The following is a 13215-nucleotide window of genomic DNA, read 5'->3' as shown; positions in this document are numbered from 1 at the left end:
CGCGCCGTCTTGTGCCGGCTGACGGTTTCAAGATGCGGTCATGACGGCACGATGTTATTCAGACGCAGAAAACCGGTCACGATTTCCGAACGGATCCGCGCGTTGCTCTGGCCGCGCAAGGGCTTTTGGCGTGGCCCCCGTTACGTCGCCTTGCGGGTCCTTCGCCTGTCGTCGACACCGCATTCGATTGCCGTTGGCGTAGCGGCTGGCGCCGCATCCTCCTTCACGCCGTTCTTCGGCCTGCACATCGTCATCGCGGTCGCATTCGCCTTCCTTTTCTCAGGCAATCTCGTCGCCGCAGCAATCACCACTGCGCTTGCCAATCCCGTGACGATCCCGATGATCCTGACGGCATCCTATGAGCTGGGGGTTGCCATCCTCGGTGTCGAGGCCGCACACGCCGCCACGAGCGCCGACGTGTTGCACATGGTCGAACATCTTGATTTTTCCGCCCTTTGGGGGCCGGTCTTCAAACCGATGCTCGTCGGGTCCTTGCCCTTGGCGGGCGCAGCCGCGCTCGTCTTTTATGCTGCCGCCTATCAGGCGACGCGGCTCTTTCAAAGGCGCCGCCGGTCGCGCGCCAGAGATACCGGATATTCCTCATGATCATTGGCATCGGCAGCGACCTGATCGACATCAGGCGGATCGAAAACTCGCTTTCCCGTTTCGGCGACAGGTTCGTGCAGCGCTGTTTCACCGATGTGGAGATTGCCAAGTCCGAGGGGCGCAAGAACCGGGCTGCATCCTACGCGAAGCGCTTCGCCGCCAAGGAAGCCTGTTCCAAGGCGCTCGGCACCGGATTGGCCCAGGGCGTGTTCTGGAAAGACATGGGCGTCATCAATTTGCCCGGTGGCAAGCCGACAATGAACCTCACTGGCGGTGCGGCGGAGCGCCTTGAGAAGATGTTGCCGCCCCACCACCGAGCGGCCATTCACCTGACGATCACCGACGACTTTCCGCTGGCGCAGGCCTTCGTGATTATCGAAGCACTGCCCGTTGCCCCCGTAGAGGGAACGGTTTAGAGCATTCCGCTGGAAAAGCCGGCCCTGATGGATTGAAGGGAAGGCAATCAGCAGCATATGAAATCGGATTGTGCGCAGTCCAAGGCCGGGAACGAGACGGCTGGCGAAGGTTGAGAGCAGGCCCCGGTCAGGGCCTTGCGATGATAAAGGAAGACAGAAGCGTGGCAGAAAAGACAGAAGCGAAGCAGAGCGGCCTCTGGGAGAACGTCAAGGTCGTGATCCAGGCGCTGCTCCTGGCCGTGGTCATTCGTACGGTTCTCTTTCAACCCTTTACCATTCCCTCGGGCTCGATGATGCCGACGCTGCTGGTCGGCGACTATATCTTCGTCAACAAGTTCGCCTACGGCTTCTCCAAGTATTCGTTGCCGCTTTCGCCCGATCTGTTCTCCGGCCGCATTCTTGCAAGCGAGCCGAAGCGTGGCGACATCGTCGTCTTCCGCTTCCCGCCGAACCCCGACATCGACTACATCAAGCGTCTCGTCGGCTTGCCGGGTGACCGCGTCCAGGTGCGCAACAGCATCCTCTATATCAACGACAAGCCCGTTGACCGCGTTGCGGACGGCGCCTTCCGCGCCGACGACCAGTACGACACCGGCGGCGACGTTCCGGTCTTCCGCGAAACGATGGACAATGGCGTTTCCTACGACACGCTCGACCAGTTCCCGGACGCCCGCGGCGACAACACCCGTGAATTCATCGTGCCCGAAGGCCACTACTTCATGATGGGCGACAACCGCGACAACTCCGCCGACAGCCGCTTCGACGTCGGCTTCGTACCGGCCGAGAACCTCGTCGGTCGCGCCAGCATGATCTTCTTCTCGCTCGGCAACGACACGTCGTTCCGCGAGATCTGGAAGTGGCCGGCGAACCTGCGCTACGATCGCCTGTTCAAGGCGGTCGAATGATGAAGGCGCGGTCGCTAAGCGCGGAGGATCGGGCCAAGCTCGAGGCCGTGATTGGCTATCAGTTCGCGGAGAAGGAGCGCCTGGATCGGGCGCTCACCCATTCGAGCGCCCGCAGCGCCAAGGGCTCCAACTATCAGCGGCTTGAATTTCTGGGGGACCGGGTGCTCGGGCTATGCGTCGCCGAGCTTCTGTTCCAGACGTTCCGCGATGCCAACGAGGGTGAGCTTTCGGTGCGGCTGAACCAGCTCGTCAGTGCCGAAAGCTGCGCCAAGGTTGCCGACGATATGGAGTTGCATCAGTTCATCCGCACCGGTTCCGACGTGAAGAAGATTACCGGCAAGGCGATGATGAATGTGCGAGCCGATGTGGTAGAGTCGCTGATCGCTGCCATCTATCTTGATGGCGGCCTGGAGGCAGCCCGCGCTTTCGTGCTGCGTCACTGGAAGGACAGGGCGGCCCGTGCCGACGGCGCTCGCCGGGATGCGAAGACCGAATTGCAGGAATGGGCGCATGCCAAGTTTGGCGTCGCGCCGACCTACCGGACAGATGACCGTTCCGGGCCCGACCATGACCCTCGCTTCACGGTGACCGTGGAAATCGCAGGGGTTACGCCGGAGACCGGGACCGACAGGTCCAAACGCGGCGCCGAGCAGATGGCCGCGTCGAAATTGTTGGAACGCGAAGGCGTGTGGCGGAAGACCTCCGCCGGAAATTGACGGAAAACATGACGGACATGGAAAAAGATACGGCCGCCGAAGGTGCGCCGACCCACTCGGGTTTCGTGGCGCTGATCGGCGCCACCAATGCAGGCAAGTCGACCCTGGTCAACCGCCTCGTCGGCGCCAAGGTTTCGATCGTCAGCCACAAGGTGCAGACGACGCGCGCGATCGTGCGCGGCATTGCCATCCACGACAACGCCCAGATCGTTTTCATGGACACGCCCGGCATCTTCAAACCGCGCCGGCGGCTCGACCGGGCCATGGTCACGACCGCCTGGGGCGGCGCCAAGGACGCTGACGTGATCATGCTTCTGATCGACAGCGAGCGTGGTCTGAAGGGCGATGCCGAAACGATCCTTGAGGGCCTCAAGGAAGTCCACCAGCCGAAGATCCTGGTTCTGAACAAGATCGACCAGGTGCGGCCGGAGGACCTGCTGAAGCTCGCGGCTGCAGCCAACGAGACGATCAAGTTCGAACGCACCTTCATGATCTCGGCGCTGAACGGCTCTGGATGCAAGGACCTGATGGACTACCTGGCCGAGACGCTGCCGGAAGGCCCCTGGTACTATCCGGAGGACCAGATCTCCGACCTGCCGATGCGCCAGCTCGCTGCTGAAATCACTCGCGAGAAGCTATTCCTGCGGCTGCACCAGGAACTACCCTACGCCTCCCATGTCGAAACCGAGAAATGGGAAGAGCGCAAGGACGGCTCGGTGCGCATCGAGCAGGTGATCTACGTCGAGCGCGAAAGCCAGAAGAAGATCGCTCTCGGCAAGAACGGTGAGGCGATCAAGGCAATCTCGACGGCGTCGCGCAAGGAGATCTCCGAGATCCTCGAGCAGCCGGTGCACCTGTTCCTGTTCGTCAAGGTGCGCGAGAACTGGGGCGACGACCCCGAGCGCTTCCGCGAAATGGGCCTCGAATTCCCACGATAGAACTTGTGCGCCGAGTTTTGCGCGTCATGATCCTGGCACCCGTGCAAACGGGTGCCACAGTTGCCGCGACGGTGGCCTCAAGCGCCTGGCGCTTGGACGAGCCGATTGTAAAGGCTCGGTTGCGATGCATGCTTTGATGCATCAGCCGCGGGCGGCTCGCCCTCAGGTGGCGCCGAACCACCCCGATTGTCCCCGAAACCTCGCGTGAAAGCCGGCATCGTCACTTCCGGATCGCCGATCCTCGGCTGTCCGCATGTGCAGGTCTGGCGTGCGTATCGCGTATTGCGAACAATGTGTCGCCTGCGCGCGCGATTGACCGGTGGCAGTACGCTGTGAGAGGTAGCCGCTATTGGTTCTGCAATCCGGGAGCGAATGGATGCCGCAGCTTGTCGAGGGGAAGTGGGTCAAGGGCGACGTTGCGGCGGGCGAAATGAAGGGCGGCGCGTTTCATCGCGAGCCGACGCGGTTCCATCGCTGGATTACGCCTGATGGCGTCCCGGGCCCGGACGGCCAGGAGGCATTGCCGGCTGAAGCCGGGCGCTATCGGTTGTTCGTGTCCTATCTTTGCCCCTGGGCTTCGCGCACGATTGCCTTCCGCAACCTCAAGGGATTGCAACAGATCGTCGGGCTCACGGTTGCCGATCCGCTGCTCGGCGAGGACGGCTGGGTTTACGACGAGCCCGTCGACGCCGGCGAACGCATCGGCAAGATCCGCTTCCACCACGAACTCTACGTCGCGAGCGATCCGACCTACACCGGCAAGGTGTCGGTCCCGGTACTCTGGGACATGCGCGAAGGGCGCATCGTCAACAATGAGTCCGCCGACATCATCCGCATCCTCAATTCGGCCTTCGATCACCTGACCGGCAACCGGCTGGACCTTTATCCGGAAGCCTTGCGGGGCGAGATCGACCGTTGGAACGGGCCGATTTACGAGCGCGTCAACAATGGCGTCTACCGCGCCGGTTTCGCCAAGACGCAAGGTTCCTATGACGAGGCGGCCGCGAGCCTGTTTGCCATGCTCGATGAACTTGACGCTCACCTGTCGGCCAACCGCTACCTTGCCGGTCAGCATCTGACAGAGGCCGATATCCGCCTCTTCGTCACGCTCGTACGTTTCGACGCCGCCTATCATGGCGTCTTCAAATGCAACATACGCCGGATCGAGGATTATCCGTCGCTATCGAACTACTTGCGCGAGATCTACCAATGGCAGGGCATTCGCGAAAGCGTGCGCATCGACCATATCAAGCGGGGCTACTACGGCATCGCCCACCTCAATGCGACCCGTATCGTTCCGGCCGGACCGCTCCAGGACTTCGATCGTCCGCACGACCGGGCACGCCTGGCGGGTAGAGGAATTGTCGGTTCACCGACCTGACCTTGCAGCATTTACTAAGGAAACAAATCTTTGAGGGGCCATAAAGAGCCCATTGTCAATCGATCGAAGCTCACTACGTTAAATGGAAGTTCTGATGGATAGGAGCCCGATGGCGGCTGGCCTGACGAATTTCCGGCGACGGCCCTCACGAAGAGCCTGACGCGCCTGCCGGATGCCGTGAGGTCACGCCCGAGCCGGTTCTCACCGCTTCCGGACGCGCCCGCGTCTCCCAGACGGGCGCACGCACACACCTTCCGGAGGACCTGAAAGAGCCGGTGTCTCGGTATCTCCCATGCACCAGGATCCGTAGGTAGGTCTGGTAGGGGTGAGATATGAATGCACTGCTGAGCATGCTTCGCCGCCTGGTCCGCAAGGGCGATATGACGGTGACGTTTTCGTCCGGTGAGCGGGTCGCCCTGGGCGACGGCACCGGAAAGGCGGTATCGATCCGGATCATCGATGCCGAAGCCGAAAAGGCGATCGTTCAGGATCCGGGACTTCGTTTCGGCGAACTCTACGTGGATGGACGGGTTACTGTCGAGAATGGCGACATTTTCGATGTGTTGTCGATCGTCAAGGACAACGGGCTGGAAAACGCCGCAACCGTTGCCAATACCGTCGTCGGACTTCAGCACGTGCTGCGCCAGCAGTTGCTGAGCCGCTTGCCGGTCAACCGCAACCGGCACAATGTCGCCCATCATTACGACCTCGATCGTAAGCTCTTCAACCTGTTCCTCGACGAAGACTGGCAATATTCCTGCGCCTATTTTGAGCCGCGCGGAATATCGCTCGACGAGGCGCAGCTCGCCAAGAAGCGGCATATCGCGGCGAAGCTCCTGCTGGAGCCGGGGCAGAAGGTCCTGGAGGTTGGATCCGGCTGGGGCGGGATGGCCATGTATCTGGCCGAATCCTCCGGGATCGAAGTGACGGGCATCACGCTCAGTGAAGAGCAGCTGAAGGTCTCGCGTGACCGCGCCGCCCGGCGCGGCCTTTCCGACCGGGTACGCTTCGAGCTGCAGGATTACCGCACACTTCAGAACCGGCAGTTCGACCGCATCGTCTCCGTCGGCATGTTCGAGCATGTCGGCATCGGCAATTACGGGCGCTTTTTCAACAAGATGAACGAGTTGCTGAAACCCGAAGGGGTCATGCTGCTGCATTCGATCGGCCAGGTCGACAAGCCCTGGGCGACCAATCCGTGGATCGAGAAATACATCTTCCCGGGCGGTTACATCCCGGCCGTTTCGGAAGTGCTGCCGTCGGTCGAGCACTCGCGGCTTCTGGTCAAGGATGTCGAGATCCTGCCCATGCACTATGCCTGGACCTTGCGGGCCTGGCGCGAGCGTTTCGTCGCCCGTCGCGAGGAAGCGGTGGCGCTTTATGACGAGCGCTTCTTCCGCATGTGGGAGTTCTATCTCGCGGCATCCGAGACGGCCTTCCTCTACGACAAGCATTTCATCTTCCAGCTTCAGCTTTCGCCGTCTCTCGATGCCGTGCCGGCCTCGCGCGGCTACATCGAAGAGAGGGAGCGGCAACTGATCGAGTTCGAGAAGCGCCGGCCGCCGCTCGAGCCGGTCAATACCTGGGATGTGATGCCTCAGAAGGAGCGCATCGAACCCGCGATCGCGGTCTGATTTCAGCCCTTCGGGTCTTGTCGAGGCGGGATCGGCGCGTCCCATCTTCTGTGGAGTTCCGGCTTTCCCTTAAAGGCCTTCACTTGGCCTTGAAGCTCTGCGCCTTTATGGTCGCCGACCGGAAACAACAAAGACGGAAACACTATGGCCACTCCTGCAAAACCCATCGCCGCCATTATCGCCAGCGAAATCAAGGCAACCCCCTCGCAGGTCGTTGCCGCTGTCGAATTGCTGGACGAGGGTGCCACGGTGCCGTTCATCGCGCGCTACCGCAAAGAGGTGACCGGCGGTCTTGACGACACGCAGCTGCGCACGCTTTCGGAGCGGTTGACCTATCTGCGCGAGCTTGAAGCGCGGCGGGCATCGATCCTGGAATCGATCCGCGGGCAGGGTAAGCTGACCGACGAACTCGAAGCGAAGATTGCTGGTGTCGAGACCAAGGCGGAACTCGAAGACATCTATCTGCCCTACAAGCCGAAGCGCCGTACCAAAGCGGAGATCGCGCGTGAACGCGGGCTTGGGCCGCTCGCCGAGGCCATTCTTGCCGATCGCTCCATCGTGCCGGCCGACCGGGCGGCTGCCTTCCTTTCGGCAGAGGTGCCCGATGTGAAGACAGCGCTTGACGGTGCGCGCGACATCATTGCCGAAGGCATGACCGAGAACGCCGATCTGCTCGGTCGCCTGCGCAACCACATGAAGACCGCTGCCTTCCTGCGCGCCAAGGTCGTTGATGGCAAGCAGGAGGCGGGCGCCAAGTTCTCAGACTACTTCGACCACTCCGAACGATGGGCAACGACACCCAGCCACCGGGCGCTGGCGATGCTGCGCGGCTGGAATGAGGAGGTTCTGTCCGTCGATATCGTCGTCGACCAGGACGATGCCTCGCCGATCAAGCCGATCGAACGGATGATCGCCGCGGCCTACAATGTCGGCGCGCATTTGCCCGCCGACAAATGGCTTTCCGAAATGATCGGCTGGACCTGGCGGGTGAAGCTCTCCATGTCGCTGTCACTCGACCTGATGCGCGAGTTGCGCGAGCGGGCGGAAGAGGACGCAATCCATGTCTTTGCCCGCAACCTCAAGGACCTGTTGCTGGCTGCGCCCGCCGGCTCGCGGGCGACGATGGGGCTCGATCCGGGCATCCGTACCGGCGTCAAGGTTGCCGTGGTCGACGGCACGGGCAAGCTGCTCGAAACCACGACCGTCTATCCGTTCCCGCCGAAGAACGACATTCGCGGCACCCAAGCGGAGCTTGCTGCGCTGATCCGCAAGCACAAGGTGGAACTGATTGCCATCGGCAACGGCACCGGCAGCCGCGAGACGGAAAAGCTGGTTGCCGACATGCTCCAGCAGCTGCCGGCGCCGAAGCCGACCAAGGTCATTGTTTCGGAGGCCGGCGCATCGGTCTATTCGGCATCCGAGACGGCCGCACTCGAGTTTCCGGGGCTCGACGTTTCGCTGCGTGGCGCCGTATCGATCGCTCGTCGCCTGCAGGATCCGCTGGCCGAGCTCGTGAAGATCGAGCCGAAGTCGATCGGCGTCGGGCAGTATCAACACGACGTCGACCAATCGAAACTCAGCCGCTCGCTCGACGCGGTGGTGGAAGATGCGGTGAATGCCGTCGGCGTCGACGTCAACACCGCCTCGGCGCCGCTGCTTGCCCGCGTTTCGGGTCTCGGCAAATCCTCGGCCGAGGCGATCGTTGCCCACCGCGATGCGACCGGACCCTTCGGCAGCCGCAAGGAATTGCTGAACGTGCCGCGGCTTGGTGCGCGCACCTTCGAGCAATGCGCGGGCTTCCTGCGCATTCCTGATGGCAAGGAGCCGCTTGACGCCTCTTCTGTCCATCCTGAAGCCTATGGTATTGCCAAGAAGATCGTGGCCGCCTGCGGCCGTAACGTCCGCTCGCTGATGGGCGACAGCGCGGCGTTGAAGCAGCTCGATCCGCGGACCTTCGTTGACGAGCGCTTCGGACTGCCGACCGTCAAGGACATCCTTGCAGAGCTGGAGAAGCCGGGCCGCGACCCGCGCCCGAGCTTCAAGACCGCCACTTTCGCCGAGGGCGTGGACGACATCAAGGATCTGAAGGTCGGCATGCAGCTCGAAGGCACGGTCACCAACGTCGCGGCCTTCGGCGCCTTTGTCGATATCGGCGTCCATCAGGATGGCCTGGTCCACGTCTCCCAGCTTGCCGATCGCTTCGTCAAGGATCCGCACGAGGTGGTGAAGGCGGGCGATGTCGTGAAGGTGCGTGTCACCGAAGTCGATGTCCCGCGCAAGCGCATCGGCCTGACCATGCGCAAGGATGGTGGCGCGGATACAGGGCGCGAGGCCCGCGCAACGGCACCGAACGGGGCGAACCGCAGCGCGCCGGCGCGTGAGCAGAAGCCGCAGCAGCAGCCGTCGCAAGGTGCGTTCGGCGCCGCGCTGATGGAAGCGATGAAGCGCAAATGACGCTTGCGCCGCCGGGACCCGTCCGGGTCCCGGCAAATAGTCTATAATTTAGAGAATTGTAATATTTGCCGCTTTCCGCCATACTGGCTGTGTGGCGGCACTCGGTCGTGTCGCGAACGGGTGCCGATCATAAGAATGCCGGTCTACGGCGGAACAGGTCACCGGAAACCTCTTCTTCCGCCGGGCTCCCGGTGAAAGGAGGTGCGTCATGGTACTCAGTGTGATCCGCGGCCTTATCGGAGCCGGTCTGCTGGCGACCGGGGTGACGGCGCATTCAATTCCAGCCTCTTCGCAAATCGCGGTCAATTGCGCCGATCGCGCTCAGGTGAGCGACTTTCTGGCAAGGCAATATCAGGAGAAGCCGGCCGCCACGGCGCTCATCAATCCGCAGGCGATCATGGAGGTCTACGCCTCCGATAGCGGCAGCTGGACGTTGATCGTGACTGATGTCAACGGTCGCAGCTGTGTCATCCTCGCCGGCAAGAACTGGGAAGCCTTGCCGCCGTTGCCGATGCCGAAAGCCTGAGATCAGGTAGCCGGGCCGCGGAATTTCACCGAGTTACGCGCCGGCCTACAAAAAAACGCCCCACTGTTTGCACGCAGCGAGACGCTTCATTTGCCGTTGCAACGTTTCCCCCGGCGACATTGATGTCGCAGGGGCTCGGGACCGGACGCTCTTAGTGAGGGCGGCCGATGCTGGAATAGGTGAAGCCGTGCTTGGTGACCTCTTCCTGGCGGTAGATGTTGCGCAGGTCGACGAAAGTCGGTGTCTTCATCACGGTCTTCAAGCGGCGGAAATCAAGCGCGCGGAACTCGTTCCATTCGGTGACGATAACCAGTGCGTCGGCTTCGTTGGCTGCCTCGTAAGGGTCCTTGGCGTACTCGAGGCCATCGATAACCTTCTTGGCGTTTTCCATGCCTTCCGGATCGTAGCCGATGACGTGCGCGCCGGCATCCTGCAACGTCTGCACGATCGCAATTGCCGGACTGTCGCGCATGTCGTCGGTGTTCGGCTTGAAGGTCAGGCCGAGGACCGCGATCTTGTGGCCGCGGACATCGCCACCGGCAGCGGCGATGACCTTGCGGCCCATTGCGCGCTTGCGGTTGTCGTTGATCGCGACGGTGGTCTCGACGAGCCGGACGGGCGCATCATGGTCCTGCGCGGTCTTGACCAGCGCCAGAGTATCCTTCGGGAAACAGGATCCGCCATAGCCGGGCCCGGCATGCAGGAACTTCGAACCGATGCGGCCGTCGAGCCCGATGCCACGGGCGACGTCCTGGACATTGGCCCCGACCTTTTCGCAAAGATCGGCCATCTCGTTGATGAAGGTGATCTTCATCGCCAGGAAGGCGTTGCCGGCATATTTGATCAGTTCCGACGTGCGGCGCGAGGTGAAAACGAGCGGCGCCTGGTTGAGATAGAGCGGGCGGTAAACCTCGGTCATCACGTCGCGCGCACGCGCATCGTCGTCCGCAAGGCCGATGACGATGCGGTCGGGACGCTTGAAGTCCTCGATTGCCGCACCTTCGCGCAGGAATTCCGGATTGGAAACCACGGCGAAATCAGCCTCCGGGTTGGTTTCGCGGATGATGCGCTCGACCTCGTCGCCGGTGCCGACGGGCACGGTCGACTTGGTGACGATGACGGTGAAGCCCTTGAGGTTCTCGGCGATTTCGCGCGCGGCGGCATAGACGTAGGACAGGTCCGCATGACCGTCGCCACGGCGCGACGGCGTGCCGACCGCGATGAAGATAACGTCGCTGTCGGCGACGGCGGCAACGAGGTCGGTGGTAAACGACAGCCGACCAGAGGCGACGTTGCTGGCCACCAACTGGTCGAGGCCCGGTTCGAAGATCGGAATGCGACCCTGCATCAGCGCGTCGATCTTGTTTTCGTCCTTGTCGAGGCAGACCACGTCGTGACCGAAATCCGCGAAGCACACGCCGGAGACAAGGCCCACATAGCCGGCACCGATCATTGTGATTTTCATAGGCTCTTTCCTTCGTTGTGCGGCATTTGCGAACTCAAGACATAGAGAATGCAATCCGTGGCGGTTTGCAATCCTCGGCCTGCAAGCGTGTTCGCTGCCATTCGTGTTTGACGGCAAAGTTCCATCCGCTCGGCCGCAAGCGCAGGAACTGCGACATCAGTCCTGCGTTTCCGCCCCGGCCTTTGCGCCAGTTTCGTAAAATTCCTGATACCAGGCGGCAAAGCGCGCCACGCCTTCTTCCAGCGGGGTCGAAGGCTTGAAATCGGTCAGCGCCTCCAACAGGTCGGGAGAAGCGTAGGTGCGCGGCACGTCGCCCTGCTGCATCGGCAGAATGTTGCGCAATGCCGGTTTGCCGACAGCCTTCTCGACCGTTTCGACGAAACGCATCAACTCGACCGGCTGGCCACCGCCGACGTTGACGACGCGGAAGGGCCCCTGATGGGACAAGCTGTCATCAGCCTTCTCGGACGGCACGCGGTTTGCCTCTGCCGGCGCCACATGCGAGAGCCTGAAGATGCCTTCGACGAGATCATCGATGTAGGTGAAGTCGCGGCTCATGCGGCCTTCGCCGTAAATGTCGATCGGCCTGCCTTTGTGGATGGCGTCGACGAACTTGAACAGCGCCATGTCGGGGCGCCCCCAAGGGCCGTAGACAGTGAAGAAGCGGAAGGCGGTCGTCGGTATCCTGTAGAGATGGGCATAGCTGTGCGCCATCAACTCCATCGACTTCTTCGTTGCCGCATAAAGCGTCATCGGCTCGTCGGCGCGATCCGTTTCGCCGAACGGAATCTTCTCGTTCGCGCCGTAAATCGAAGAGGTTGATGCAAGCATCAGGTGCTTGGGTCCGATCTCCCGCGCCAGGTCGAGCACGTTCCAGGAGCCGACGAGGTTGGAATCGACATAGGCCTTCGGGTTCTCGAGGCTGTAGCGCACGCCCGCCTGGGCGGCGAGATGGATGATGACCTCGGGCTCGGCGATCTCGGCCGCGTGGTTCAACGCTGCCCGGTCCTCAAGCATGCCGACAACGGCCTTGAAGCCGTTCGAACGGGCGAGGATCGCGTGCCGCCGCTCCTTCAGGGTCACATCATAATAGGGCGTCATGCCGTCGAATCCGACCACGAAATGCCCTTCGTCGATCAGTCGCTTGGCGAGGTGAAAGCCGATGAAGCCCGCGGTTCCGGTGATGAGGTAGCGCACGCCAATGTCCCTGTTTGTGTCTTCGGGCGTTCATACGAAGAAAGCCGGGCGATGGAAAGCCGAAACCATCACTCCGATGATCGTTCAAACTGCTGGTGTAGCGCCGACAGGACCGACATCGCGTGGCCGGCATATTGGCTGATCCACCGGTCGTGGATGGCCTGGATCGGCAGGGCGTTCAAGTGGTTCCAGCGTTCGCGCCCCTCGCGGCGCACGAGCACGAGCTCGGCCTCTTCCAGAACCTTCAGATGCTGCATCACCGTACAGCGATCGAGATTTGCGAATTGCTCGCAGAGCATGCCGGTCGTTTGCGGCCCGCCTTTCATCGCGTCGAGCATCTGACGCCGCAGGCCATTGGCCAGCGCCTTGAAAACCAGGTCGTCTTTCGATTCGGTTGACATGTTATGTTTTTATAACATATTCTGATCCCGCTCAATGGGAGGAAGTCGCCATGCCCTTCGAATTCCGCGTGAACGGACGGATCGCTCGCCCGGTGGCCCAGGTTTTCGATGCCGTTGTCAATCCGGTCCAGCTCAGTCGCTACTTCGTCACCCTCGGCGGTATCAGCGGACCGCTGGTCGCCGGCGCGACAGTGACCTGGTGGGGAGAGGTGCCCGTCGAGGTCGAGGCGGTCGAGCACAACGAGCGGATCGTCTTTCGCTGGGACGCCATGGTCGCCAAGGAGGAGACCCCCTACAGGACCCGGGTGGAGATGCGCTTTCAATCGCTCGACGACGGCGCCACCATGGTGACGATCGCCGAAACGGGCTGGCGCGAGAGCGAGCAGGGGCAGAAGGGATCCTACCTCAATTGCGAGGGCTGGTCGCAGATGCTCGCCTGCATGAAAGCCTGGCTGGAATACGGGATCAATCTGCGGCACGGCTATTACCTGAGCGAGCTTTCCGGAAAGCCGGCGCTCGAGCCGCAGATCTGAGCGTTTCAGGCCGGCGTGAGAAGGCGCAGCTTTCGGATGAAAG

At 62.0% G+C, this 13215-nt stretch carries 13 protein-coding genes; 10 read left to right on the top strand and 3 right to left on the bottom strand.

Going from position 1 to position 13215, the window contains the following annotated elements; genetic code table 11:
- The first annotated feature begins 51 nt into the window (after positions 1–51).
- From MKZ91_RS05570 to MKZ91_RS05530, 9 genes are all read left to right on the top strand, one after another.
- Positions 52–606: a DUF2062 domain-containing protein gene (locus tag MKZ91_RS05570; protein WP_336168856.1), complete on the top strand. Its 555-nt coding sequence runs from the start codon at positions 52–54 to the stop codon at positions 604–606.
- Entirely contained in the window at positions 603–1022 is a 420-nt protein-coding gene (acpS, locus tag MKZ91_RS05565) for a holo-ACP synthase (protein WP_336168855.1), read from the top strand. Before MKZ91_RS05570 ends, acpS begins: the two co-directional genes overlap by 4 nt.
- Before the next feature lie 161 nt (positions 1023–1183).
- Positions 1184–1927 (top strand): signal peptidase I, encoded by a 744-nt coding sequence (gene lepB / locus MKZ91_RS05560; protein WP_336168852.1) that lies wholly within the window; start codon positions 1184–1186, stop codon positions 1925–1927.
- The gene (gene rnc / locus MKZ91_RS05555) at positions 1927–2643 is read left to right on the top strand and encodes a ribonuclease III (protein WP_336169390.1); all 717 of its coding nucleotides are present in this window, start codon (positions 1927–1929) and stop codon (positions 2641–2643) included. The genes lepB and rnc overlap by 1 nt, the downstream gene beginning before the upstream one ends.
- Positions 2644–2651: 8 nt before the next feature.
- Positions 2652–3581 carry a GTPase Era gene (gene era, locus MKZ91_RS05550; RefSeq protein WP_336168849.1) on the top strand — a complete coding sequence of 310 codons (930 nt, stop codon included), beginning with the start codon at positions 2652–2654 and terminating at the stop codon, positions 3579–3581.
- Between the two features lie 376 nt (positions 3582–3957).
- Positions 3958–4962 carry a glutathione S-transferase family protein gene (locus MKZ91_RS05545; RefSeq protein ID WP_336168848.1) on the top strand — a complete coding sequence of 335 codons (1005 nt, stop codon included), beginning with the start codon at positions 3958–3960 and terminating at the stop codon, positions 4960–4962.
- A gap of 332 nt (positions 4963–5294) precedes the next feature.
- On the top strand, positions 5295–6596 hold the full coding sequence (locus MKZ91_RS05540; RefSeq protein WP_336168846.1) for a cyclopropane-fatty-acyl-phospholipid synthase family protein: 1302 nt from the start codon (positions 5295–5297) through the stop codon (positions 6594–6596).
- 144 nt (positions 6597–6740) lie between these two features.
- Positions 6741–9050: a Tex family protein gene (locus MKZ91_RS05535; RefSeq protein WP_336168844.1), complete on the top strand. Its 2310-nt coding sequence runs from the start codon at positions 6741–6743 to the stop codon at positions 9048–9050.
- Positions 9051–9258: 208 nt separating this feature from the next.
- The gene (locus MKZ91_RS05530) at positions 9259–9576 is read left to right on the top strand and encodes a hypothetical protein (RefSeq protein WP_336168842.1); all 318 of its coding nucleotides are present in this window, start codon (positions 9259–9261) and stop codon (positions 9574–9576) included.
- A 151-nt stretch (positions 9577–9727) separates the two neighbouring features.
- On the opposite strand, the gene rkpK is transcribed toward MKZ91_RS05530, so the two are convergent.
- From rkpK to MKZ91_RS05515, 3 genes are all read right to left on the bottom strand, one after another.
- On the bottom strand, positions 9728–11041 hold the full coding sequence (gene rkpK / locus MKZ91_RS05525; RefSeq protein WP_336168841.1) for a UDP-glucose 6-dehydrogenase: 1314 nt from the start codon (positions 11039–11041) through the stop codon (positions 9728–9730).
- A 156-nt stretch (positions 11042–11197) separates the two neighbouring features.
- A complete protein-coding gene (locus MKZ91_RS05520) occupies positions 11198–12238 on the bottom strand; it encodes an NAD-dependent epimerase (RefSeq protein WP_336168838.1) in 1041 nt (346 codons plus the stop codon).
- A gap of 68 nt (positions 12239–12306) precedes the next feature.
- Entirely contained in the window at positions 12307–12639 is a 333-nt protein-coding gene (locus MKZ91_RS05515) for an ArsR/SmtB family transcription factor (protein WP_336168837.1), read from the bottom strand.
- A gap of 50 nt (positions 12640–12689) precedes the next feature.
- Here MKZ91_RS05515 and MKZ91_RS05510 point away from each other — a divergent pair, with 50 nt between their 5' ends.
- Positions 12690–13172 carry an SRPBCC domain-containing protein gene (locus MKZ91_RS05510; RefSeq protein ID WP_336168835.1) on the top strand — a complete coding sequence of 161 codons (483 nt, stop codon included), beginning with the start codon at positions 12690–12692 and terminating at the stop codon, positions 13170–13172.
- Positions 13173–13215 lie beyond the last annotated feature (43 nt).

It is taken from the genome of Ensifer sp. MJa1, from assembly GCF_037026475.1.
In the GTDB taxonomy this organism is placed as follows: Bacteria; Pseudomonadota; Alphaproteobacteria; order Rhizobiales; family Rhizobiaceae; genus Ensifer.
This window is presented reverse-complemented; position numbering and strand designations above follow the sequence as displayed.

Excerpts from the sequence above, each read along its gene's own strand:
- MKZ91_RS05545 (WP_336168848.1), top strand. The coding sequence starts at position 3,958 with ATGCCGCAGCTTGTCGAGGGGAAGTGGGTCAAGGGCGACGTTGCGGCG.
- MKZ91_RS05535 (WP_336168844.1), top strand. The coding sequence starts at position 6,741 with ATGGCCACTCCTGCAAAACCCATCGCCGCCATTATCGCCAGCGAAATC.
- MKZ91_RS05540 (WP_336168846.1), top strand. The coding sequence starts at position 5,295 with ATGAATGCACTGCTGAGCATGCTTCGCCGCCTGGTCCGCAAGGGCGAT.
- MKZ91_RS05515 (WP_336168837.1), bottom strand. The coding sequence starts at position 12,639 with ATGTCAACCGAATCGAAAGACGACCTGGTTTTCAAGGCGCTGGCCAAT.
- era (WP_336168849.1), top strand. The coding sequence starts at position 2,652 with ATGACGGACATGGAAAAAGATACGGCCGCCGAAGGTGCGCCGACCCAC.
- rkpK (WP_336168841.1), bottom strand. The coding sequence starts at position 11,041 with ATGAAAATCACAATGATCGGTGCCGGCTATGTGGGCCTTGTCTCCGGC.
- MKZ91_RS05530 (WP_336168842.1), top strand. The coding sequence starts at position 9,259 with ATGGTACTCAGTGTGATCCGCGGCCTTATCGGAGCCGGTCTGCTGGCG.
- rnc (WP_336169390.1), top strand. The coding sequence starts at position 1,927 with ATGAAGGCGCGGTCGCTAAGCGCGGAGGATCGGGCCAAGCTCGAGGCC.
- MKZ91_RS05570 (WP_336168856.1), top strand. The coding sequence starts at position 52 with ATGTTATTCAGACGCAGAAAACCGGTCACGATTTCCGAACGGATCCGC.
- MKZ91_RS05510 (WP_336168835.1), top strand. The coding sequence starts at position 12,690 with ATGCCCTTCGAATTCCGCGTGAACGGACGGATCGCTCGCCCGGTGGCC.
- acpS (WP_336168855.1), top strand. The coding sequence starts at position 603 with ATGATCATTGGCATCGGCAGCGACCTGATCGACATCAGGCGGATCGAA.